General features: G+C 36.7%; 23 protein-coding genes. 3 read left to right on the top strand and 20 right to left on the bottom strand.

Annotated features, from left to right (window positions below; genetic code table 11):
* Positions 1–95: 95 nt before the first annotated feature.
* Positions 96–2,168: a sigma 54-interacting transcriptional regulator gene (locus AB1284_RS16085; protein ID WP_429753933.1), complete on the bottom strand. Its 2,073-nt coding sequence runs from the start codon at positions 2,166–2,168 to the stop codon at positions 96–98.
* A gap of 138 nt (positions 2,169–2,306) precedes the next feature.
* Between AB1284_RS16085 and AB1284_RS16090 the strand changes: the two genes are divergently transcribed.
* On the top strand, positions 2,307–2,540 hold the full coding sequence (locus AB1284_RS16090) for a DUF2627 domain-containing protein (RefSeq protein WP_429753932.1): 234 nt from the start codon (positions 2,307–2,309) through the stop codon (positions 2,538–2,540).
* Positions 2,541–2,806: 266 nt separating this feature from the next.
* Here AB1284_RS16090 and AB1284_RS16095 read toward each other — a convergent pair whose 3' ends face one another.
* Complete coding sequence (locus AB1284_RS16095) at positions 2,807–3,535, bottom strand: glycerophosphodiester phosphodiesterase (RefSeq protein ID WP_429753931.1); 729 nt, start codon at positions 3,533–3,535, stop codon at positions 2,807–2,809.
* A 142-nt stretch (positions 3,536–3,677) separates the two neighbouring features.
* On the opposite strand from AB1284_RS16095, the gene AB1284_RS16100 reads away from it, so the two are divergent.
* Positions 3,678–3,824, top strand: a complete 147-nt coding sequence (locus AB1284_RS16100) for a YycC family protein (RefSeq protein ID WP_429711776.1) — start codon at positions 3,678–3,680, stop codon at positions 3,822–3,824.
* Between the two features lie 492 nt (positions 3,825–4,316).
* On the opposite strand, the gene spo0A is transcribed toward AB1284_RS16100, so the two are convergent.
* From spo0A to accB, 14 genes are all read right to left on the bottom strand, one after another.
* Positions 4,317–5,111 (bottom strand): sporulation transcription factor Spo0A, encoded by a 795-nt coding sequence (spo0A, locus tag AB1284_RS16105; protein WP_429753930.1) that lies wholly within the window; start codon positions 5,109–5,111, stop codon positions 4,317–4,319.
* Between the two features lie 498 nt (positions 5,112–5,609).
* Entirely contained in the window at positions 5,610–6,911 is a 1,302-nt protein-coding gene (gene spoIVB, locus AB1284_RS16110; protein WP_429753929.1) for a SpoIVB peptidase, read from the bottom strand.
* Between the two features lie 119 nt (positions 6,912–7,030).
* The gene (recN, locus tag AB1284_RS16115) at positions 7,031–8,770 is read right to left on the bottom strand and encodes a DNA repair protein RecN (protein ID WP_429753928.1); all 1,740 of its coding nucleotides are present in this window, start codon (positions 8,768–8,770) and stop codon (positions 7,031–7,033) included.
* Positions 8,771–9,102: 332 nt separating this feature from the next.
* Positions 9,103–9,552 (bottom strand): arginine repressor ArgR, encoded by a 450-nt coding sequence (argR, locus tag AB1284_RS16120; protein WP_429753927.1) that lies wholly within the window; start codon positions 9,550–9,552, stop codon positions 9,103–9,105.
* Positions 9,553–9,706: 154 nt separating this feature from the next.
* Complete coding sequence (locus AB1284_RS16125; RefSeq protein WP_429753926.1) at positions 9,707–10,546, bottom strand: TlyA family RNA methyltransferase; 840 nt, start codon at positions 10,544–10,546, stop codon at positions 9,707–9,709.
* Between the two features lie 3 nt (positions 10,547–10,549).
* Positions 10,550–12,442, bottom strand: coding sequence for a 1-deoxy-D-xylulose-5-phosphate synthase (gene dxs, locus AB1284_RS16130; RefSeq protein WP_429753925.1), 1,893 nt, complete (start codon positions 12,440–12,442; stop codon positions 10,550–10,552).
* A 263-nt stretch (positions 12,443–12,705) separates the two neighbouring features.
* Positions 12,706–13,599 (bottom strand): polyprenyl synthetase family protein, encoded by an 894-nt coding sequence (locus tag AB1284_RS16135; RefSeq protein ID WP_429753924.1) that lies wholly within the window; start codon positions 13,597–13,599, stop codon positions 12,706–12,708.
* Positions 13,599–13,829 carry an exodeoxyribonuclease VII small subunit gene (locus AB1284_RS16140; protein WP_429753923.1) on the bottom strand — a complete coding sequence of 77 codons (231 nt, stop codon included), beginning with the start codon at positions 13,827–13,829 and terminating at the stop codon, positions 13,599–13,601. Before AB1284_RS16140 ends, AB1284_RS16135 begins: the two co-directional genes overlap by 1 nt.
* Entirely contained in the window at positions 13,819–15,177 is a 1,359-nt protein-coding gene (xseA, locus tag AB1284_RS16145; RefSeq protein ID WP_429753922.1) for an exodeoxyribonuclease VII large subunit, read from the bottom strand. The genes AB1284_RS16140 and xseA overlap by 11 nt, the downstream gene beginning before the upstream one ends.
* Before the next feature lie 27 nt (positions 15,178–15,204).
* On the bottom strand, positions 15,205–16,065 hold the full coding sequence (folD, locus tag AB1284_RS16150; protein WP_429753921.1) for a bifunctional methylenetetrahydrofolate dehydrogenase/methenyltetrahydrofolate cyclohydrolase FolD: 861 nt from the start codon (positions 16,063–16,065) through the stop codon (positions 15,205–15,207).
* A gap of 333 nt (positions 16,066–16,398) precedes the next feature.
* Positions 16,399–16,782, bottom strand: coding sequence for a transcription antitermination factor NusB (nusB, locus tag AB1284_RS16155; protein WP_429753920.1), 384 nt, complete (start codon positions 16,780–16,782; stop codon positions 16,399–16,401).
* Between the two features lie 346 nt (positions 16,783–17,128).
* Entirely contained in the window at positions 17,129–17,521 is a 393-nt protein-coding gene (locus AB1284_RS16160) for an Asp23/Gls24 family envelope stress response protein (protein WP_429753919.1), read from the bottom strand.
* Between the two features lie 22 nt (positions 17,522–17,543).
* Positions 17,544–18,896 carry an acetyl-CoA carboxylase biotin carboxylase subunit gene (gene accC / locus AB1284_RS16165; protein ID WP_429753918.1) on the bottom strand — a complete coding sequence of 451 codons (1,353 nt, stop codon included), beginning with the start codon at positions 18,894–18,896 and terminating at the stop codon, positions 17,544–17,546.
* Between the two features lie 17 nt (positions 18,897–18,913).
* Positions 18,914–19,396, bottom strand: a complete 483-nt coding sequence (gene accB / locus AB1284_RS16170; protein WP_429753917.1) for an acetyl-CoA carboxylase biotin carboxyl carrier protein — start codon at positions 19,394–19,396, stop codon at positions 18,914–18,916.
* Positions 19,397–19,856: 460 nt separating this feature from the next.
* On the opposite strand from accB, the gene AB1284_RS16175 reads away from it, so the two are divergent.
* A complete protein-coding gene (locus AB1284_RS16175) occupies positions 19,857–20,030 on the top strand; it encodes a DNA recombination protein RecO (protein ID WP_429753916.1) in 174 nt (57 codons plus the stop codon).
* Positions 20,031–20,072: 42 nt separating this feature from the next.
* Here the strand turns inward: AB1284_RS16175 and AB1284_RS16180 are convergent, their stop codons facing one another.
* From AB1284_RS16180 to spoIIIAE, 4 genes are read right to left on the bottom strand one after another with little or no spacing between them, the layout of a single operon-like run.
* Positions 20,073–20,630 (bottom strand): SpoIIIAH-like family protein, encoded by a 558-nt coding sequence (locus AB1284_RS16180; protein ID WP_429753915.1) that lies wholly within the window; start codon positions 20,628–20,630, stop codon positions 20,073–20,075.
* A gap of 12 nt (positions 20,631–20,642) precedes the next feature.
* A complete protein-coding gene (spoIIIAG, locus tag AB1284_RS16185) occupies positions 20,643–21,287 on the bottom strand; it encodes a stage III sporulation protein AG (protein WP_429753914.1) in 645 nt (214 codons plus the stop codon).
* Positions 21,280–21,909, bottom strand: coding sequence for a stage III sporulation protein AF (gene spoIIIAF / locus AB1284_RS16190; protein WP_429753913.1), 630 nt, complete (start codon positions 21,907–21,909; stop codon positions 21,280–21,282). Before spoIIIAF ends, spoIIIAG begins: the two co-directional genes overlap by 8 nt.
* A 12-nt stretch (positions 21,910–21,921) precedes the next feature.
* Positions 21,922–23,091 (bottom strand): stage III sporulation protein AE, encoded by a 1,170-nt coding sequence (gene spoIIIAE / locus AB1284_RS16195; RefSeq protein ID WP_429753912.1) that lies wholly within the window; start codon positions 23,089–23,091, stop codon positions 21,922–21,924.
* Between the last annotated feature and the right edge of the window lie 8 nt (positions 23,092–23,099).

The following is a 23,099-nucleotide window of genomic DNA, read 5'->3' on the forward strand; positions in this document are numbered from 1 at the left end:
AACGTAGAAAAATCAACATTTTGTAACTAAATAAAAAATTCTGTCTAATTCTGTCGCATTATATTTACCGTGCAATTTATTGCACGGTATGAAATTTATTGCATGCTATTTTTTGCACGTTCGTATTTTTCTAGCTTGTAATACAAATTCCGAACTGAAACCCCTAATGCTTGAGCTGTTTTTGTTTTATTCCCATCAAATCTAGATAAATACTCATGTATAATATTCCCTTCAAATTCAGCTACTAAATCCTCAAGAGGCTTTTCTTCTAATTCAGGAAGTAAATTACTCCCCTTCAGTTCAGATTGATCCTCTGGATGTAACGGAGGTAAATGATGTACATCAATATACATTTCATTATAATTCATAAAAATAATTGCTCGTCCTAAAATGTTTTCAAGCTCACGAACATTTCCAGGCCAATCATACGACTGCAAATACTGTACGGCCGATTCCGTTAGCCCTTCAACATTACGCCCATAATCTTGATTAATTTTTTGAATCAACCGATCAGCAATTTCAGCAATATCCCCTTTGCGCTGGCCGAGTGATGGAATATAGATGGGAATTTTATTTAAACGATAATATAAATCTTCCCGAAAATTACCATCCAAAATTGCTTTTTCTAGATTTACATGCGTTGCGGCAATGACTCGAACATTAATAGGAATCGGCTTTGTACCTCCCACCCTCACGATTTCTTTCTCTTGCAAAACACGGAGTAATTTCGCCTGTGTATTCGCAGACAATTCGCCTATTTCATCTAAGAAAATACTTCCATTATTTGCTTCCTCAAAAAAACCTCGCTTCCCTCCGCGGCGCGCACCGGAGAATGCCCCTTCTTCGTAACCAAATAGTTCACTTTCTAATAACGATTCGGAAATTGCCGCGCAATTTACCCGAACAAACTTATTGTACTTCCGATTGCTGCCATTATGAATGGCGTGTGCAAATAATTCCTTTCCAGTTCCTGACTCTCCGCGCAGGAGTACCGTCGCTGGTGTATTCGCTCCTAGTTTCGCTTGTTCAATTGCCGCTACAATCCCTTCAGACGTTCCAACAATATCATCGAATGAATATTTTGCCTCCAACGTACGAATAATTTGTCTCGCCCTATTTAGTTCATTTGTTAACTTTTGAATTTCGGATACATCACGGATGACACCAACACTTCCCTTTAAAATCCCATCAACAATAACCGGAGCTACGTTTACAATAACATCTCTCTTTTTTTGACCAATCTTCATATGAATACCACGCACCGCTCTGCGCGTCCGAAGCACCTTCATATGCATACTTTCCCCTTCTACAATATCCGTTGTCGCTGGTTTACCAATAATATCTTCTTCAGAAAGGCCCGTTAATTTTGTATAGGCTGGATTAATAACAAGCCCTCGCCCTTGTTCATCAACAACGGAAATCGCTTCTTCAGAAGAATGGATAATCGCTTCTAACAACATTTGAATTTCTTTTAAATCCGTTACTTCTTCAGCTAAATTTACAATTTCGGTAATATCTTTGAAAACCGCAAACGCCCCTTGCACTTCTCCAACTTCATTTAATATCGGAATGCGCGTTGAAATAATTTTCTTTCCATTGTGTAATGTTAATTCTTGATTAATCTCAATTTGCTTCGTACGAATAATACGAAGCAACTTACTTGTTGGAATTACTTCTAATATGTATTTATTAACAACATCTTCACTTTTATACCCTATCATTCTTTCCGCACTTTTATTGAATAACAGTACATTCCCATCTTTATTAACAACAATCATACCGTCGTGCGTTGAATTTAAAATCAGATCACGCTGCTGCGTTTGTTCTTTTAACTGCCCAATCAACATTTCTTTTTCATGTGCAAGCTTAACAACAATATTCGCAACATCCCCCGGGACAAGCAGTACATCTTCTTTTTTCTTCACCAAAACCTTTTCATACACACTGTAATCACCTGTCATATCAAAAATGACATCAATATCCTCTCGTATAAAGGCTTCCCAGTCACTCCCTGTAGAAATATAAAGACCCTTTGCAAGTTGTATACCTTTTGCGTTTTCATTAATATCCACAATTGCAACCACTTCAAATATATTCGATTTTTGCAACAGACTTAGAATCGCACTGCCTCCAGCACCTGCTCCAATAATTAATGCTCTTTGTCTCATATGTCATCACTCCTTCCGCAGCAAGTCTGCAAAATTTTTCACACTTCTATCTTACTTCTTACAAAACCCCTTGACAAATGAATACAAATTATAACATCATTTTATATATACTAAATTGTCTGAAAAGGAGTTTTCTGCATGCAGCGTTACCTCGCTCTTCTTTTAGCAGTTATCCCTATTTTACTAGCTGTAGTAGGCATTAAACTGATGAGAGATACCGTTTTCGGCATTCTTTTCTCTCCAATCCCTACATTATGGTTGCAATTTTTAATTGGAGCACTCTGTTTTGCGATTGGTTTTTATATTTTTGGCGGCTTCGTTTTATATCGTGATCGAAAGCGAAATAAAGTACAAGCTCGATTTCGAAGATAAAATGAAACTTTCCTCAACGAACGATTTTCCCGTTGAGGATTAGTTAAATCAATCAAGCGCATGCCAGCAGTAAGCCCCCACCTATCTTCTTCGCTTCTCTCTCCATCTTTAGGCGGGGGCTCACTGCCCGTGAATAGCGGGATAAAGTGAAACTTCCATCAGCGGGCTCTTACTACTCGCAAATAGCGAGATAGAATTCTTCAACTTGAAACACTCCACAATATCAAACGTTCACACAAAAATGAGACCTTCTCTGAAGAAAGGTCTCATTTTTCACCTTGCAATAGCCTTTTTGCAAGCTCTGGAAAATCTGTAATAATAGCGGTCACATTCATCTCCAAAAACTTTCTCATCACTTCTTCATCATTAATCGTATATGGACGCACCGCTACACCATTTATCATTGTTAATTCTATAATCCCATCCGAAATATAACGATAGTTCGGATGAATGGCACTGGCGCCCATCTTTTTCGCATAAGCCCAAGGACTATGCAACCCTTCTTTATATAAAATCGCTGTTTCAATATCAGGAGCCATCATATGACACCTTTTCATACTATGATGATTAAAAGAAGATAGAATAATTCGGTCCTCCATACGATATTTCCGAATAAGTGTAATCACCTCTTCTTCTAAACCTCGATACGGCACCTTATTATTCTTTAATTCAATATTAAGAAAAAGATTGTTTGTTCCTAGCCATTCTAACACCTCTTCTAATAAAGGAATGCGGCACACACCAACCTTATTATAAAATGTATAACTGGCATCCAATACACGCAAATCTTTATATAAATAACTCCGGACTGCTCCTTTTCCATTCGTCGTTCGATTTACTGTTTCATCATGAATGACAACAATTTTGCTATCTTTTGTGAACTGAACATCCAATTCAATTCCATCGGCTCCAAACTGCTCCGCCGCTTGAAAAGAAACCATTGTATTTTCCGGATATGCTCCCGCAGCCCCGCGATGCCCAAAAATAAGCGTCATCTTATCACCTCAAATCTTATCTGCTCTATTGGCTAGCAAGAAATCATTACAAGTTACTAACCTTACGAGTTGCTGCCATCAGCAAGTCTCCACCGATGGATGCTCCACTTTATGTTATACTATACAAAAAGGAGGTACTTTTATGAAACCATTACAACTTTCACCAGAAACAGCTATTAAGTTATCTAAAGCTCTCGGTGTTCCACTTGAACAGCTTATGCATATGCCTCAGCATATTTTAATCCAAAAACTTGTTGAATTAGAAAAACAAAATCAAGATAAAGAATAGACAGTCCTGTTGTGTACAGGACTTTTCTTATAAGGTTCCAATCCACTAACACATCTTATCTCTCTTTTATTACCAAAATGACATGTAACACTTAAGTATTCTATCTACTCAAAGAAAACCTCCGATACCACCACTGAAATAACAAAAATTCCATTGATAGAAGGTTCACTTTATATATGAATGACTTATTCGTTAACAAGCAACTTATGCTCATCTTTCGCATTCATCTATTGTAGCGACCAATCTTTTTAGACATAACTTGGGATTCATTTATTAAACAAAAGGTTTCCGACTATATATTTAATTTTTAGGATTTTCCAGGCGATAATGTTAAATTCGTCAAAAATAAAAACCACCTTCCATTAATTTGTATTTTCACAAACCAATAAAAGACGGCTCTTATTAAAATTAACGTTATTTATTAGTACAAAAAGAAGTTTGTTGATAACTTTACATTACCGCCAAGCATTAAAAAACTTACAATATCAATCTTTACGAAGCTTTATGTTCCAATCTCAACTTATCTGCCACCATCGCGATGAACTCACTATTTGTAGGCTTCGCTTTTGACATAGATACCGTATAACCAAATAAAGAAGAGATGGATTCAATATTACCTCGGCTCCATGCAACTTCAATCGCATGACGAATTGCACGTTCTACACGACTTGCTGTTGTATTATATTTCTTTGCGATATCTGGATATAGTACTTTGGTAATTGAACCAAGCAATTCAATATCGTTATATACCATAGAAATTGCTTCTCGCAAATACATATACCCTTTAATATGAGCTGGTACACCAATTTCATGAATGATACTCGTAATGCTCGCATCTAAATTTTTTGGTTTCCCATCAGACATTGTGGCAGAACGAAAAGCTGGCAGTGGACGTTTAATTGTAGCGCTTGATTTTCCGCTCACTTGACGAATATGACTAGTTAAGTTTTCCATATCAAATGGTTTCAAAATAAAATATGATGCACCTAAATCAACAGCCTTTTTTGTCACATCCTCTTGTCCAAACGCTGTTAGCATAATAACATTCGGCTGTTTGAAACGGTCAATATGACGCATTTTTTCTAGCACTGCAAGTCCATCTAAATGTGGCATAATAATATCGAGCACGAGCACATCCGGTTGTCTCTCTTTTAATAAATTTAAGCACTCTTGACCATTGTAAGCTACACCAATCACTTCCATATCATCTTGAGCGGCAACATAACTCTCTAACATAGATACAAGTTCTTTATTATCATCCACGAGACACACTTTAATTTTCTCCACAACTTTTCCTCCCTACTAATGATTTCTCCCGACATAAAGTATTAGCTTCTAGACTACATGAATTGTTCGACAATTATGTGAAAATCCCCTTTAAAACTTTCTTAAATTCCGAAAAAATCACAAAAAAAACATCTTTATCGTTCATTTCTTAGTTTTCTTTTACATATTCCATCATATGATTACAACCGAATATACATACTTTACTTTTATTTTACAACAAAAAACAACCATTGCGAAACTTTTGTAAATTTTCAACGACTTTATAAAGTGAAACTTCCTTTTATGAACGCTTTTTTTCATGAAAGGTTAGTTGAACCAATCGGGCTCTTACGGGTGGTTTGAACTTCTTCTTGCTTATACTTCTTACCAACCGTTTGAGCGGGGTAAATTGAAACTTCCTTTCATGAATGCTCTTTTCATGAAAAGTTAGTTGAACCAATCAGGCTCTTACTGTCCGCGAATAGCGGAATAGATCAGAAAAAAACAAGCTGAACTTATTCAGCTTGCTTTTTTCTGATCGGCATAAATATTAATACCCGCTTCATGTAGCATCCACTCAATATGAACACCATATCCAGATGTTGGATCATTGACAAATACGTGTGTTACAGCACCAACTAATTTCCCATCTTGTATAATAGGACTACCACTCATTCCTTGTACAATTCCACCTGTTTTTTCTAATAGACGTTTATCTGTAATCTTAACAACCATTCCTTTTGTTGCAGGGAATTTTTGCGGAACTGTGCTTACGATTTCTATATCGAACGCTTCCACTTTATCTTGATCAATAACTGTCAAAATTTTTGCAGGTCCTTCTTTTACTTGATACGAAAGGGCAATCGGAATTGCTTCATCCATAATTCCATTTTTCATTCCTGTATTTAATTTACCAAAAATACCAAATGGACTATTTGTTGTGATATTACCAATAATTTCATGATCTGGTGAAAATCTTGCTAGTTTTTCCCCGGGATCACCATTACTACCACGTTCAATGGATGTTACCGTCGAACGGACAATTTGTCCATCTTCAACTTGAATTGGTTTCTTCGTATCATTGTCAGAAATAACATGACCAAGTGCACCGTATTTCATTGACTCTGGATGAATAAATGTCATCGTTCCAATGCCTGCAGCTGAGTCACGAATATACAATCCAATTCGATACGACTGTTCTCCCCCATCTTTTTGTGGCGTTAATTTTGTTCGAATATATTTTCCATCTCGCAATAAAACAAGATTAAGCGATTCTCCTGTTTTCCCGCTATCATGAATAAATGGTGCAATGTCACTCATTCTTTCAATTGTCTTACCATTTATTTCAGTAATCATATCTCCTACTTGTACACCTGCAAGTTCACCCGGAGATACTTTTCCTTTTTCTGTTTGTATTAAATGATGCCCTACAACAAGTACCCCTTTTGCATTTAACTTTACTCCTATTGATTGTCCGCCTGGAACCACCCTAAAATCTTTTAGTACTTTTACATTTACTTTTTTCACCGGCAATCCTGCAAGCTCATAAACCATATCAGCTTCTCCACTTTGATGAGGATTTACTGCAATTGTTTTTTCGCCAGCATATTGAGAAGCAATTGTAAAAATCGCTTCATCTGTTGATTTTGTTTGAAATACAGGTAAAGAAGATACTTGTGAATCTTGATTTTGAAACATAACAAGTTGCTTTGGAAGTGAAATAAACTCACGGAGCGGTTTATAACACCCAATAAAGACAAGCGAAACAAGGAGACAGATTCCTATGATTTTTCGAAATTGCTCTAATTTCAATCTTTTCACTCTCCTCGCTCCTAACCCACATTCAGCCATGCGGCTTCACTTTTTAATCTCTCCTTGCTACCCTTTCTTTATAACCGGAAGAATTAAGAAATCATTATTGTTACCAAAAAAGCTATCCATTATTGGATAGCCTCTGCTGCTTGTTTAAAACGATGCGCTTGCGAGAGCAGCTCTCTTGCATGCTCTGTTGTTAAATCAGTAATTTCCACACCAGAGATCATACGAGCAATTTCTGTTACTTTTTCTTCCTGATTCAGTACAGTAACAGATGTAACTGTTCGCTCATTGACAATTTGTTTACGAATAAACAAATGAGAATCTGCCATAGACGCAACTTGCGGTAAATGCGTAATACATAGCACTTGTGAATTGACAGAAACACGATAAATCTTTTCAGCAATTGCCTGTGCAACACGCCCACTTACCCCAGTGTCTACCTCATCAAAAATGACAGAAGCAACACCTTGATGTTTAGAGAAAATACTCTTTAACGCTAATATAATACGGGATAATTCTCCCCCTGAAGCTACTTTAGAAAGCGGCTTTAGCGGTTCTCCTGGATTTGTAGAAATATAAAATTCCACACAGTCATATCCATCTTGGTTCATTTTTACAGGAGCTCCTTCGACAAGAGGATCGTCAATTGTCCCTTCTTTTTTCTTTATCATTACTTCGAATTTTGTCTTTTCCATGTACAGCTCTTTTAACTCTTGATGAATTGCCGTTGTTAATCGGTTCGCAAGATTGTGGCGCATATCACTTAAGGATTTTGCTTCTTTTAATATAAGCTGTTCTATTTCTTTTAATTTCTTTCTTGTCGTTTCAATGTGTACATCTTTATTTTCAATGGTAAATATTTCTTGTTCAATTTCATCCGCATACGCTAAAATCTCTTCTACAGTATTTCCATATTTACGTTTTAACATACGAATTTCATTTAAACGCGTTTCAATTTCATCTAAACGATTAGGATCATACTCCATCATATCTAACTTTTCACGCAGGTGATAAGCGACCTCTTCCAATAAATAATAACTATTTGCAATTGCATCATAGTTTTCTTGATATGCAATATCTAAATCCGTAATGCTCTCCATTTGATTCATTGCATTTCGAACATGATCTAAACCAGAACGGTCTTCAGTTAAAGAACGATACGAATCACCCAGCGCCTTATAAATCTTTTCGAAGTTTGAAATCTTCAATCGTTCTTCTAATAAGTTTTGTTCTTCATCTATTTTCAAGTCTGCATTCCGAATCTCTTCATGTTGAAATTGAATCAAATCTAAACGATGCGCCATTTGTTGCTCGTTCTCCGTTAAAGAGAGCAATTGTTTTTTTAATTGCTCGTATTCTCTATAAACATTTTGATACTTTTCTAACTGAACTAAGATATGGTCCCCATCAAAATGATCAAGCATAAATAAATGACGGTCTTCATTCATTAAATCTTGCGTTTCATGTTGCCCATGAATATCAACAAGCGTTTTCCCAATTTCCTTTAATACACTTAATGTAACCAACTTTCCGTTTACGCGGCATACACTTTTCCCATTCACAGAAATATCTCGTTTTAAAATCATCATGCCATCTTCAATTTCAATATCAAGTTCTTCTGCTTTCATAACGCAAGGATGATTTTCATCCTCAATATAAAATAACCCTTCAATTTCAGCTTTCTCTGTCCCATAGCGAACAAATTCCGCAGAACCGCGTCCTCCAACAAGAAGACTAATCGCATCAATAATAATGGATTTCCCTGCACCCGTTTCACCACTTAAAACAGTCAGCCCTTTTTGAAAAGAAATATTCAATGATTCAATAATAGCAAAGTTTCTAATCGATAATTCTGATAACAATGCCTCATTCACCTCGTTATCTAATTCACACTCCGCACTGGAGGCTTAAACTATTCTCACATACATTCTTCTGTTGATTCTCTTCTTAATGAAGAATATGTCATGTAACCTGCTTCATTGTACCAAACATTTGTTTTTACGGTCAATGTAACAATAATGATATTTTGATATGGAGATGTGCATTTTCACGTGCAATTTTGGATTTTTATCCCACATTAACAGGCAATAAGCCTTCCCCATTGATGGAAGTTTCACTTTATATTTCTTCATAACAAAAATATCTTGCTTACTTTTCACTCTTCTGAGCAATAAAGTAAACAAGATTCTTTTTGTTACAGCATATTTAAAAAACGATTCGATACAACTCCTGTATCTTCAGATGTACGGCAAATAATTAAACACGTATCATCACCGCAAATTGTGCCAATAATTTCATCCCATTCTAAATGATCAATAAGTGCACCAAGAGCATTTGCGTTACCTGGCAATGTCTTTAACACAAGCATATGACCAGCTGAGTCTAATTTAACAAACGAATCGATAAGATTACGCTTTAATTTTTGAAGTGGGTTAAATCGTTGATCGGCTGGTAAACTATATTTATACCTTCCGTCATGAAGTGGTACCTTTACTAAATGTAATTCCTTAATGTCTCGTGATACTGTCGCTTGCGTTACATTAAAACCTTCATTACGCAAAATATCTACTAGTTCATCTTGTGTTTCAATTTCTTTACTCGCAATAATTTCTCGGATCTTAATATGGCGCTGCCCTTTATTCATATCTTTGCACCTCGCACTATCTCTTACCTTAGTTTAACGTTGGTATACTTCTCTTATTTATGTTAACGTATAACCGGTTACTTGTACACAATTGTTTTTACAATTGTATTTACAACGCTAACTTTCTATATGATAAAAAAAGGAACAACAATTGTTATTCCTCTTTTCCTTTTTGCTTCAGGGCTTCGTGAGCTTCTGTTACAACTTCCTCTACTCGAATAGGAGAATGATTTTCCCCTTGTGCACGCTCACCATGCCATTTTAAATGAATTAAAAATTCAATATTCCCATCTCCGCCTGTAATTGGGGAGAACGTTAAATTTTGAACATCGTAACCCTCATTTAATGCAAAATCGACAATCATTTCTATAACCGCTTCATGCACTTTACGGTCGCGAACAATTCCCTTTTTCCCCACTTGCTCCCGCCCAGCTTCAAATTGCGGCTTAATGAGGGCTGCAACGTCACCACCAGGAGTTAACATTGTTTTCAGTACAGGTAAAATTAATTTTAAAGATATAAATGATACATCAATACTGGCAAATTGCGGTAACCCTTGCTGCAGATCAGCAGGTGTTACATAACGAAAATTCGTCCGTTCCATTACCACAACGCGCTCGTCCTGACGCATTTTCCACGCAAGCTGATTATAACCTACATCTAACGCATATGATAACTTCGCTCCGTTTTGCAAAGCACAATCGGTGAATCCACCAGTTGAAGAACCAATATCTAACATAATTTTGTCTTGCAAATCTATTTGAAACGTCTCTAATGCCTTCTCTAGTTTGTATCCACCACGGCTTACATACCGCATCACTTGGCCTTTTACTGTAAGCTCTGTATCTTGCGGTATTTTTTCACCAGGCTTATCTAAACGCATTTCATTAGCATATACAAGACCAGCCATAACAGCTCGCTTTGCTTTTTCTCTTGTTTCTACAAGTCCTCGTTCTACTAATAGTACATCTACTCTTTCTTTTTTTCCGCTCATTTGTTACGCCCTTTTTTGTTTTAATGGAATCATTGTACAAATGCGTTCAACAACTGCATCTGTTGTTAAGCCAATTTCTTCAAGAAGTTTAGATACACTGCCATGTTCAATGAAATGATCAGGAATACCCATACACTCAATTAATGCATTATGGTACCCTTGCTCACTAGCAAATTCTAACACACCAGAACCAAATCCTCCCATTAAACACGCCTCTTCAATTGTTAAAATCGGCATATTCTTTCCTAGCAGCTCATGTAAATATGCTTCATCCATAGGCTTAATAAAGCGAGCATTTACAACCTTTACAGAAATACCTTTCTTCTCGAGGCATTCTGCTGCCTCCATTGCCATCGGAATTGTCGTACCAAATGTTAAAATGGCTGCTTGTGAACCTTCACGAAGCGTTTCCCATGTACCGATTGGAATTTCTTTAAACTCCTCATCCATAGGTACACCAAGCCCATTTCCACGTGGATAACGAAGTGCAATTGGTCCATTTTCATAATTAATAGCCGTATATACCATATGTTGGCCTTCATTTTCATCTTTTGGCATCATGAGAACGATATTCGGAAGATGACGTAAAAATGCAATATCAAATATACCTTGATGCGTTTCTCCATCAGCTCCTACCAACCCTGCTCGATCAATTCCAAAAAAGACATTTAAATTTTGACGACACACATCGTGAACAACTTGATCGTAAGCACGTTGTAAAAACGTAGAATAAATCGCTAAAAACGGCTTCATATCTTGCGTCGCTAAACCAGCTGCCATCGTTACCGCATGCTGCTCAGCAATCCCTACATCAAACATGCGATTAGGAAACTCTTTCGCAAATTTTTCAAGCTTTGATCCAACCGGCATTGCTGGTGTCACAGCAACAATACGCGGGTCATTCTTCGCTAGCTTGCGAACCGCCTCACTAATAACAGAACTCCATGCCGGCGCAGCTTCTTTCGGTTTTACGAAATCACCAGACTCAATTTTGTATGGCCCTGTGCCATGCCAAGTTCCCACTACATCACTTTCAGCCGGCTTATAGCCTTTTCCTTTTTTCGTAATGACGTGGACAATAACAGGGCCCTTTGTTTTCTTTGCATATTGAAGATTTTCAAATAAACTTTCATAATCGTGACCATCAACAGGGCCTAAGTATGTAAAGCCTAACTCTTCAAAAAACACACCAGACACAAGTAAATATTTCAAACTGTCTTTTACTTTTTCTGCTGTTGCTGCTACTTTACCGCCTACTGCTGGGATTTTCTTCAATAAGTATTCTAATTCATCTTTTACCCATTGATATTTCCCTGCTGTACGTAAACGTCCAAGTACGTTATGCAATGCACCAACGTTCGGGGCAATCGACATTTCATTATCATTTAAGATAACCGTCATATCTGTTTGCTCATGTCCAATATGATTTAGCGCTTCCAGTGCCATTCCACCTGTTAGCGCACCATCACCAATAATTGGAACAATATACTCTTTCGTTTTCTTTAAATCACGCGCAAGCGCCATTCCCATTGCGGCAGATAATGAAGTAGAACTATGTCCTGTTTCCCATACATCATGCTCACTTTCGCAGCGCTTTGGAAAACCGCATAATCCTTTATATTGTCGTAATGTACCAAACTCCTTTGCACGCCCTGTTAAAATTTTATGTACATAGGATTGATGTCCTACATCCCATAAGAATTTATCCCTTGGACTATTAAATACTTTATGCAAAGCAATTGTGAGTTCTACTACACCTAGGTTTGGAGCAATATGTCCACCAGTTTGAGAAAGCTCTTCAATTAAAAACTTTCGAATATCTTCGCTTAACGCCTCTAATTCACTTATAGACATATCCTTCAAAAAACTAGGATTTTGAATTTGCGTCAGATCCACAAGGATCACTCACTTTCGTTTCATAATCTGTCATCGTGTCAACTATTATACAAAATACCTATAAAACATAGTTGTACTTAATTGTATTAAAAAAATCAAGCATATTCTTTAATTTTATACGATGAAAAAAGAGCCGCTAACACAAAGTGATAACGGCAATGTAATCTACATATATTTTTGCCAATAACAAGAAAAGAAAAACCTTTGTCTACATTTATACCATAAAATCCTGAATGGCTCAACAAACGAAAACGTTCTTAATACTAGTGATTACGCTTTGCAATTAAATCACAAATTGTTAACAAATATTCATCTTGTAATTGCAAAGAAGAAATTGCGTCTTTTGCTTTTGCAATTGTCTCTTCTAAAATGTGCTTCGCTTCTTCTACCATAAACAACGTTGTATATGTGCTTTTTTCATTTGTCATATCGCTTCCGACTGGCTTCCCAATTTCTTCTTCTGTTCCTTCTACATCTAGAATATCATCACGAATTTGAAAAGCAAGTCCAACATATTTCGCAAATGTAAGTAGTTTTTCTTGTTGCTCAGTCGTAGCCCCTGATAATAGTGCACCGGCTAATACTGCAAATTCTAATAAACGGCCAGTTTTGTGTTTATGAATATATTCTAACTCATGAAGCGTTAACTGTTTTCCTTCCGCTTCCATATCCGCAACTTGTCCTCCAACCATTCCTTCTGGTCCTGCTGCCTTTGCAAGTTCTAACGCAATGCGCAGCTTGATTTCAGGAGTAACGTCTGTATGCTCTTGCTCTGTTACAACTTGGAATGCATATGTTAACAATCCATCGCCGGCTAATACAGCCATCGCTTCACCAAATACTTTATGATTTGTCGGTTTCCCGCGGCGTAAGTCATCATCATCCATACAAGGCAAATCATCATGAATTAAAGAGTATGTATGAATCATTTCTAGTGCACAGGCTGTACCTATCCCTAAATCTCTATCTTTCCCAAACGCTTGAAGCGTCGCAAATAAAAGTAACGGCCGGAGACGCTTTCCGCCCGCTTCTAATGAATATGCCATCGCCTCGCGAAGCACATTCGGACATTGCAATGTATTTGCATAACGCACAAGCTGTTCTTCAACAAATGCTTTGCTCTCTTTCATAAAAGCATCAAAAGCTACATACGCCATTATGCTTCATCTCCTAGGGCAGTAAAAGGACGAAGTTCACCGTCTTCACCAAGTATAACTGCCATTTGGTCTTGTACATCTTTTAATTTTTCATCGCAAAGCTTAGAAAGTTCCATACCTTCTTTAAAATATGAAATTGCTTCTTCAAGCGGAACATCGCCTTGTTCAAGCTTAGAAACAATTTGCTCAAGCTTTGCAATCGCTTCTTCAAAGCTCACTTTATTTTCCATCGCCTAGTTCACGCTCCTCTATTCCCCATACATTACATTCTAACACACCATCTTGAAGCTGTACTGCAACCGCATCTCCAATGTCAATTTCCTTCACGCTTTTTAACACCTGTTTTTTATTGTTATACACAAGACCGTAGCCTCGCATCATCACTTTAAGAGGACTTAAGGTTTCTAACTTCTCTACTGCTCTTGTAAAAGCAAATTCTTTCGCTTGTAAAAGAGTTTGCATTTCGCGTTGCAGTTGTTTTTGCAATGCATCCACCGTAAGCTTTGTTTGTTCAATTTTTTGCGAAGGATGATGCTTTCCTAAATAAAAGGACAGCTTCTGAAGCTGATTCGCCTTCTTCTCTATGTAACGTTCTTTCGTTTGCATCAGCTTATCAATTGTACGATCCAATTGTTCTTCCTTTTGCTCATACAGTTGTTTTGGATATCGAAACGCATATGATTTTTGTAATGCTTGCAGATGTTCCTGCTTATATTTCATCATCTCACGCATCGCTCGCGTTAACCGAAGTGTACGCTGCATCACTTTTTCTTCTAATTCAAGAATGTGAGGAGCTGCCAATTCAGCTGCTGCTGTTGGCGTTGGCGCTCTTAAATCCGCAACAAAATCAGCAATTGTAAAATCCGTTTCATGACCAACTGCAGAAATAATCGGAACTTTACTCGTAAAGATTGCTCGGGCCACTGTTTCTTCATTAAACGCCCATAGTTCTTCAATTGAACCTCCGCCGCGCCCAACAATTAATACATCCATATCGTTCATTTCATTTGCCTGTTCAATAGCCTGTACAATCGAGGGAGCCGCGAACTCCCCTTGTACAAGAACTGGAAATACAATTACATTTCCAATAGGATAACGGCGTGTAATCGTCGTTATAATATCCCGAATGGCCGCACCCGTTGGTGACGTAATAACACCGATTGTTGTTGGATAAGCAGGAATTGGTTGTTTATATACTTGTGAAAACAGCCCTTCCTCCTCTAAACGAGCCTTTAACTGTTCATATGCTAAATGAAGATTCCCTACTCCATCCGGCTGCATATCATGAACATAAATTTGGTATGAACCACTTGCTTCATAAACAGAGATCTTCCCTTTTACAAGCACCGTCATCCCGTCTTCTGGTCTAAATTTCATATTACGATTGTGACTTGCAAACATGACCGCAGCAATTCTTGCATTTTCATCTTTTAATGTGAAATACATATGACCGCGGCTATGATATTTAAAATTTGAAATTTCTCCTTTTAACCAAACAGACTGTAAATGAGGATCATACTCTATTTTTGTTTTCATATAACGAGTTAATGCTGTAACGGTTAAATATTGCTTATCCATCTTTCTCTCCTCATAGCCGCTTTGTAATTACTTACAAACAACACCTGCGCGCTCTGCAGATAGTACTGTATTTTCTAATAGCATTGTAATCGTCATTGGACCTACACCTTTTGGTACTGGGGTAATATAGCCTGCAACGTTTAATACATCTTCAAAGTCAACATCACCGCAAAGTTTTCCTGTTTCTAAACGGTTTACTCCGACATCAATTACAACTGCACCTTCTTTTACATAGTCAGCTGTTACCATTTTTGCTCTGCCAACTGCAACAATTAGAATATCAGCTAGCTTTGTTAATTCTTTTATATTTGCTGTTTTTGAATGACAATAAGTAACTGTCGCATTTTCATTTAAAAACAGTTGTCCTACTGGTTTTCCAACAATATTGCTTCGTCCAATAACAACAACGTGTTTTCCTGTAATATCAAGGTTCGTTTCTTTTACTAATTCTAAAATACCGTGCGGTGTACATGGAAGGAATGTATCTTGTCCTGTCATCATACGGCCGATACTAATTGGATGGAAACCATCCACATCTTTCTCAGGAGAAATTTTTTCAATGATAGCCTTCTCTTCAATGTGATTCGGCAAAGGTAATTGCACTAAAATGCCGTGAATACGATTATCGTTATTTAAACGATCGATTTCTGCTAATAAACAATCTTGTGTAATTGTATCAGGAAATGTAATTAATTCAGAATAAATACCAACTTGTTCGCACCCTTTTTCTTTCCCCTTTACATACGAATGAGAAGCTGGATCATCCCCAACTAAAATAACAGCTAATCCTGGTACAATTCCTTGTTCTTTTAGTTCTGCAACTTTCTCCTTTAACTGTGCTCGCTTTTTCTCTGCAACTTCATTTCCTTTGATGATTACTGCTACCATGTTAAAATTCCCCCTTAAAAAATTATAAAGCTATTTTCTTCTACCCCGCTCTAACGAGCAGTAGAGCCCCCATCTTAAAGGTTTGAAAATTCAAAGAAGATAGGTGAGGGTTAACTGCTCATAAAAGCTTAATTAGTCTTATTAATCATCTGTGAGGAGATGAAACCCTCCGTAGATGAAAGTTTCACTTTATCCCGCTACTTTTGGACAGTATGATTCCCACCTTAAGATTAAAAAGAAACGACAAAGATAGGTAGGGAATAACTGCCCATAAGAACCCGATTGGTGAAGGCTTTCCATCTGTGGGGAAAAATCTCCCCACAGACGGAAGTTTCACTTTATACTAGATAAAACGCCGTTAATAAAACGACGAGATTCCTCGTCCCCATATGCTTTTGCAATTTCGATTGCCTCGTTAATAGATACGCTATGCGGAATATCTTCCATGTATTTCATTTCATACACAGCAAGTCGTAAAATACTGCGATCAACAATGCTAATGCGCTCTAATTTCCACTTTTTTAAATTTTGACGAATAAGCTCATCAATTGCTTCTTTATGCTCTACACACCCAAAGACAAGTGTTTCTAAAAATTCATTTGTACTTTCGCCTTCTTCAAGTGCGTTTTCTACTGCAGCTTTCGGATTATATTCTCCGGTAATATCCATTTGATAGAGTGCTTGCATTGCTCTTTCTCTAGCCGTCCTACGTTTCATTATAACTCTCCTTTATACTTCAAGTCTTTCTTATGTTTTGTTATATTATTATAATTTATAAGCCGTCGAATTACTTACTCTTTATAAATTCCGCTGAGTTTTCAACCTTATAATACAATGATAATACCACAATTTATCGTTTCATACACGGGTTCCCTAACGGAAAAATAATAAAAAGATTAACTTCAAGTTCCATATCATACCACAATGTACGTATTTTTCAAAAATACGTATTTACCCTTAAATATTTTTCATTTTTCAGAATGATATTATGTTTCTGAAATTAAGGTAAAAGTATACAAAACGATAAAAAAGGTGCCTGTATAACGAGGCACCTTTTTTAGTATTACACTGGCTCAATTTCTGTCTTTGGTGTTTCAAATGTTACACCAACGATATGCACGTTTATTTCTTTCGGTTCAAGGCCTGTCATTGTAAGAAGCGCTTGACGGATATTATCTTGAATGTTTTGTGCAACAACTGGAATTGCTACACCAAAGTACATTAATACATAAACATCAACGATAATGTCATCGTTTGCTAACTCTACTTTTACGCCCTTTCCGTGATTTTTCTTTCCTAATTTCTCAACAACATCTGTTGCAAAATTACCACGCATTGATGCTACACCTTCTACTTCAGAAGCAGCAATACCTGCAATTACTTCAATTACTTCCGGTGCGATTTCTACTTTACCAAGGCTTGTGTCTTGCCCCATGTCTAACATATGATCAGCCATGAAAAAACCTCCTTTAAATGTATCAGTGCGCCGTTAAATCATGCTGTTCTAGAAACTTAGTGTTAAATTCACCTTGTACAAACTCAGGATGGTCAAGAAGTTGTAAATGAAACGGAATCGTCGTATGTACACCTTCAATGACGAATTCACTTAACGCTCGCTTCATTTTTGCAATTGCTTCTTCACGTGTTTTTCCGTAAACAATAAGCTTTGCAACCATCGAATCGTAATAAGGCGGAATCGTATATCCAGGATATACAGCTGAATCGACGCGAATACCAAATCCTCCTGGTGGTAAATACATTTCTACCTTTCCTGGAGATGGCATAAAGTTTTTGGCAGGGTTTTCCGCATTAATTCGGCACTCAATTGCCCAACCGTTAAATTGTACATCTTCTTGCTGCAGCGATAACCGCTCTCCTGAAGCAACACGAATTTGCTCTTTAATAAGATCTACCCCTGTTACCATTTCAGTTACAGGATGTTCGACTTGAATTCGTGTATTCATTTCCATAAAATAGAAACTTTTCGTTTTATATTCGTAAATAAATTCAACTGTTCCAGCACCTGTATAATCTACTGCCGCCGCTGCTTTTACTGCCGCTTCTCCCATTTGTTGACGAATAGTAGCATCTAAAGCTGGAGAAGGTGACTCTTCTAATAGCTTTTGCAAACGACGCTGAATTGTACAATCACGCTCTCCTAAATGAATGACATTACCATAGTTATCTGCCATCACTTGAATTTCCACATGACGGAAATCTTCAATGTATTTTTCTAAATATACACCAGGGTTTCCAAAAGCGGTACTTGCCTCTTGCTGTGTAATTTGAATTCCTTTCACAAGCTCTTCTTCAGTGCGCGCAACGCGAATACCTTTACCGCCGCCGCCCGCTGTTGCTTTAATAATAACAGGATATCCAATCTCCTCTGCGAGTGCTACAGCTTCTTCGATATTTTTAATGATTCCTTGTGAACCCGGTACAATCGGAACCCCTGCTTCTTTCATTGTATCACGTGCAACGTCTTTTGTGCCCATTTTTGAAATAGCTTCTGGACTTGGACCGATAAAAATTAAATTACATTCACGACAAAGCTCTGCAAAATCAGCATTTTCTGCTAAAAATCCATATCCAGGGTGAATTGCATCACAACCTGTTAATTTCGCAACACTAATGATGTTCGTTAAGTTTAAATAACTCTCCTTTGATACGGTTGGACCAACGCAGTATGCTTCATCGGCTACTTGTACATGAAGCGCTTCTTTATCTGCCTCAGAATAAATCGCAACTGTTTCAATGTTCATTTCTTTACAAGCACGAATAATTCGTACAGCAATTTCCCCGCGGTTCGCAATTAATACTTTTTTAATCATAATTCAAGACTCCCTTATTATGCTTTTACAAGAAATAGCGGTTGTCCATATTCAACAAGCTGACCGTTATTCACAAGGATTTCAACGATTTCTCCATTTACTTCTGATTCGATTTCATTAAAGAGTTTCATTGCTTCTACAATACAAACAATTTTCCCTTCTGATACGCGATCTCCTACATTTACATATACAGGTGCATCTGGTGATGGAGATGCATAGAACGTTCCGACCATTGGAGAAGTAATCTTTTTCAAGTTCTCATCTTGTACTGCCGGTTTCTCTTCTTGTTTTGGCGTTTCACCTTGAGCTGGTGCAGCAACTACTTCTGTTGCGATAGCTTGTACAGGTTTTTGTGCTGCAAGAGCAGGTTGCACAGCAACTACTTCATTGCCACGCTTTTTCATCTTAATTGTAGTACCATCTTTTTTGTATTCAAATTCATCAATATTAGAATCATCAATCAACTTAATTAATTCACGAACTTCTTGAATTTTAAACATATAAAATCCACTCCTATATACTTGTTTGTCCTGCTGCAATAGCTTGGTTGCTTCTACAAGCCATCATTCATAAACGTCATTGATGGAAGTTTCACTAAATCTTGCTATAACAGACAATAATAAATTACTTCGCGTACTCTCAATAAAAACTACTATGAAGTTTCACACTATATATTCATCTTACGATAAATATTTTTAACATTCCAACTTATTTTTTCTTTATGATAAATAAAAACTCCTGTGAAAATAACAGTATATTATATTTTATCACCTAGTAATAATACCAAGCTTCACTCAAAATTGGCAAGACCACTTCTGAAAAAACAGTGGCATATACCTTATTATGTAATTTTATTTATTTTTTACCAAATATTAAAGATTTATTTACCTCCACTTCATATCCCCTTCATATAAAAGGAGTATCGTCAAAGTAGAATCCTATACAGTGAGGTGCGAAAACGTGAACATTTGGCTTATTCTCTTTCTACCAACTGTTATTATTTGGGTTATGGCTCTTGCTATTCAAATGAAATGCGGACAAAGTAATCGCCTTCATCAAGAACCGATGATTTTTTGCTCACAACGAATTTCTCCTATAAAAGTAAAAGAGGCTAAATTACAATTGCTAGACTAACTTCTAATAAACAAAAAAGGCTATCGAAAAATCGATAGCTTTTTACTTTGCGATTTCAAATCGAACGTCTGCCATTAAGCCCGTTTCACTTTTTACAAGCTGCATAATTTTATTTGCTTCTTTCGCAGAAAGCTTCGCTGCTTTCACTGTCACTTTAATGTCATTTCCATCTGCACGTACAAGTGCATCTTTATAGCCACCTTCTGTTTTAATCAATGTTTCTAATAATGTTTCTTTTGCTGCTAAATCACTTAATGCATTAAAGTCATCTTTTGCTTTACTTCTCTCTTCAGCAGAAGCGTTTGTTGAGTTCATTACATCTTGCAATTTTTCTTTCACTTCACTGCGCTGATCTTCCATTTGCAAACGTAGTGCTGTGAAACTATCATCACTAGCAGATTGACTAGATACATTACCTTCTTTTTTACTTGTTTCTTTTTTACTTGTTTCCTTTTGAGTTCCTTGCTTCTCTTTCGTTACTTCTTCAAGAGATGTTGTAACAACCTTACTTTTATTATCTGGCGTCATTACATAGTATACCGAAAGAACAACAACTAAACTTAACATCGTTAATAACCAAACTGTTTGTTTTTTTAGCACTTTATTTCCTCCCTAATTCTTTTTTGGTAAGACAGATACACGGTGGCTTGGGACATCAAGCATACGCGTAACAGCTTCTTTTACCATTTGTTTTACTTGTATGTTATCCACTCCTTTTGCAACAACAAGAACACCGCGAACTTTCGGCTTCTCTTTTCGAAGTACAATAGGAGCTTCTTTATCCCCTTGACGTACAATCACGGTTTTATCATCGGTAGACTCATCCTCAACTTTTCGTGTTCCACCTTCTTTATCTGTTTCATTTGTCGTTTGCGATCGCTTCACCGTATTTTTGTCGAGTATTATTTCTTCAGATGAATCAAGATTGACTGTAATTGTTACGTCTTTAACACCTGTAATACTTTCTAATGCTTCTTTTAATTGTTGCTCATATTCTTTTTCATATTTATCAATGATAGATTTATTGTCGCTGTCCTTTTGTCCAAACGTTGGTACATCTTTAGGCTGTTCTTGCCCTGTCTGCGATTTCAAAACAGGCACTTCTGGTTTTTTCGCTTGAAAAAGATTACTAGAAAACATAAGAAGCATACCGAGTATAAGCAAAATAATTAAAAACTTTGATGTTATTTTTTTCTCTTTCTCATCTTTTTCATTTCCTTTAAAAAAATTGCGGAAAAATTGAAATTTGTTATTCATTTGCTTTTTCTGCCCCCCCTTCCATCTGAACTTTAATTTTGTTCTCTTCTAATTGCCATTTGTTTGAAAAGAATTGTTTCATTTCAGCTGTGTTTTGTTCTGATGTCTTTCGAGGTTCTTTCGAATTAATTTCTACCTTTTGAATTGTTTCAATAGCTCCTTCTCGATTACGATCCTTTTTTTGAAGCATTACGACAACAGACTGAATATCTTGCTGAGATTTCACTTCCTTTTTTTCTTCTGGTACTTGTATCTGCAAACTCATAACGGCCATACCATATTTTTCTTCCAGTTCTTTTCCAATTTGTTTTTTCATTTGGACAGCCATCTGTTCTAAAATATATGCACGTTGTGAGGCTTGTATTTCTTTTTTCTTTGTATCAATTTGATTTTCTACTAATCCATTGGCCACATACTTGTCTTGACTAACGTTTGCAATTACATCTTGAATGTCTGTTTGCAATAATTTAAACAAGGGCGTTAAGATTAAAACAACTAGAAGCAAACTAACAACAAATTTGACATACTTTTGTAATTTTGAATTAGGAAGTAACATATGAAGCATCGTCGCTAATAGTAGAAACACAATAATATTCCGAATCCACTCTACTACAAATTGCAACCTGATCACCCCCTAACGCATCATTAATGTAATATTTCCAGCTGCGATAATAATAGTGATACTTAAAAAAAACATAAACGATACAATAGCCAAGCAAGCAAACACGTATATAATGCTTCTACCGATAATATCTAGGCATTGGATAATCGCCCCTCCACCAACAGGTTGTAGCACTGCTGCTGCAAACTTATAAATAAAAGCAATGCAAAAAATTTGAATCGCAGGAAAAGCAACGATAAGTAATAAAATAACAATCCCAACAATTCCAATTGTATTTTTTAATAATGCAGATGCACTGAGCACTGTATCTGCTGCTTCGGTAAACATTCGCCCCACAACTGGAATAAAGTTTCCCGTTACAAATTTTGCTGTTTTAACAGCAATCCCATCCGCTACTGCTGTTGCCGTTCCTTGTACAGATAGCACACCAAGAAAGATTGTTAAGAAAATGCCAATGATGCTAACGCTAACATTTTGAAGCAGCTTGGACAATTTTGTGACTTTATATTGATCACTCATTGTACTTACAATACTTAAAATCGTTGCAAGCAGCAGGAGCGGTAAAACAATATAATTCATGAGCATCCCGCTCGTATTCATAAGAAAAACAATAATCGGATGAAAGAAGGAAACAGATACAACACCGCCTCCAGTAGCAATAAGCGCCAACAAAATAGGAAGAAGTGCTAAAATGAAATCTATCATTGTTTGAATAGTGTCCCTTGCATACGTCATTACAACGTAAAAACTATTTAAAGCAAAAACGATAAGCACCATATATACAACAGCATCTGCTATTTTTCCAACACTACTTTTTTCAAAAGCAGATTGAAGTGATTGAAGAAGCGCACTAAAAATAGTAAGCATAATAAGTGTCCCAAGTAACTTTCCATTAGCCACTAATTCATGAAATAAATATTTTAGTAATCCAATTAACCACTCTTTAATTGAAAAGTTTTTTTCTCCTTTTACAAACTCCATAAAGCTTCCCTTTTGGCTTTCCGGCAAATATCCCCCATACTTTGCAACAAGGTCATCCCAATATTTCTTTACATCTTCTATCCCAAGCTTTCCTAGCTGTTCATCCACAACATTTTGTTCTAAGGGAGAAGCTTGTACGATAATTGGCAAAGAAAAAAAGAGGAGAAAGGTAAACAAAAGCTTTATTCCAAACGATCGCACATTTCACC

The sequence above is a fragment of the Bacillus sp. S2(2024) genome, from assembly GCF_050474045.1.
In the GTDB taxonomy this organism is placed as follows: Bacteria; Bacillota; Bacilli; order Bacillales; family Bacillaceae_G; genus Bacillus_A; species Bacillus_A yunxiaonensis.

Bases quoted from the DNA above. Each gene is read 5' to 3' on its own strand.
- nusB (WP_429753920.1), bottom strand. From the start codon at position 16,782: ATGAAACGTAGGACGGCTAGAGAAAGAGCAATGCAAGCACTCTATCAA.
- AB1284_RS16095 (WP_429753931.1), bottom strand. From the start codon at position 3,535: ATGACGCTTATTTTTGGGCATCGCGGGGCTGCGGGAGCATATCCGGAA.
- xseA (WP_429753922.1), bottom strand. From the start codon at position 15,177: ATGGATAAGCAATATTTAACCGTTACAGCATTAACTCGTTATATGAAA.
- AB1284_RS16125 (WP_429753926.1), bottom strand. From the start codon at position 10,546: ATGAGCGGAAAAAAAGAAAGAGTAGATGTACTATTAGTAGAACGAGGA.
- AB1284_RS16160 (WP_429753919.1), bottom strand. From the start codon at position 17,521: ATGGCTGATCATATGTTAGACATGGGGCAAGACACAAGCCTTGGTAAA.
- AB1284_RS16085 (WP_429753933.1), bottom strand. From the start codon at position 2,168: ATGAGACAAAGAGCATTAATTATTGGAGCAGGTGCTGGAGGCAGTGCG.
- AB1284_RS16090 (WP_429753932.1), top strand. From the start codon at position 2,307: ATGCAGCGTTACCTCGCTCTTCTTTTAGCAGTTATCCCTATTTTACTA.
- AB1284_RS16100 (WP_429711776.1), top strand. From the start codon at position 3,678: ATGAAACCATTACAACTTTCACCAGAAACAGCTATTAAGTTATCTAAA.
- AB1284_RS16140 (WP_429753923.1), bottom strand. From the start codon at position 13,829: ATGGAAAATAAAGTGAGCTTTGAAGAAGCGATTGCAAAGCTTGAGCAA.
- folD (WP_429753921.1), bottom strand. From the start codon at position 16,065: ATGGTAGCAGTAATCATCAAAGGAAATGAAGTTGCAGAGAAAAAGCGA.
- accC (WP_429753918.1), bottom strand. From the start codon at position 18,896: ATGATTAAAAAAGTATTAATTGCGAACCGCGGGGAAATTGCTGTACGA.
- AB1284_RS16135 (WP_429753924.1), bottom strand. From the start codon at position 13,599: ATGGCGTATGTAGCTTTTGATGCTTTTATGAAAGAGAGCAAAGCATTT.
- accB (WP_429753917.1), bottom strand. From the start codon at position 19,396: ATGTTTAAAATTCAAGAAGTTCGTGAATTAATTAAGTTGATTGATGAT.
- spoIIIAG (WP_429753914.1), bottom strand. From the start codon at position 21,287: ATGAATAACAAATTTCAATTTTTCCGCAATTTTTTTAAAGGAAATGAA.
- argR (WP_429753927.1), bottom strand. From the start codon at position 9,552: ATGAATAAAGGGCAGCGCCATATTAAGATCCGAGAAATTATTGCGAGT.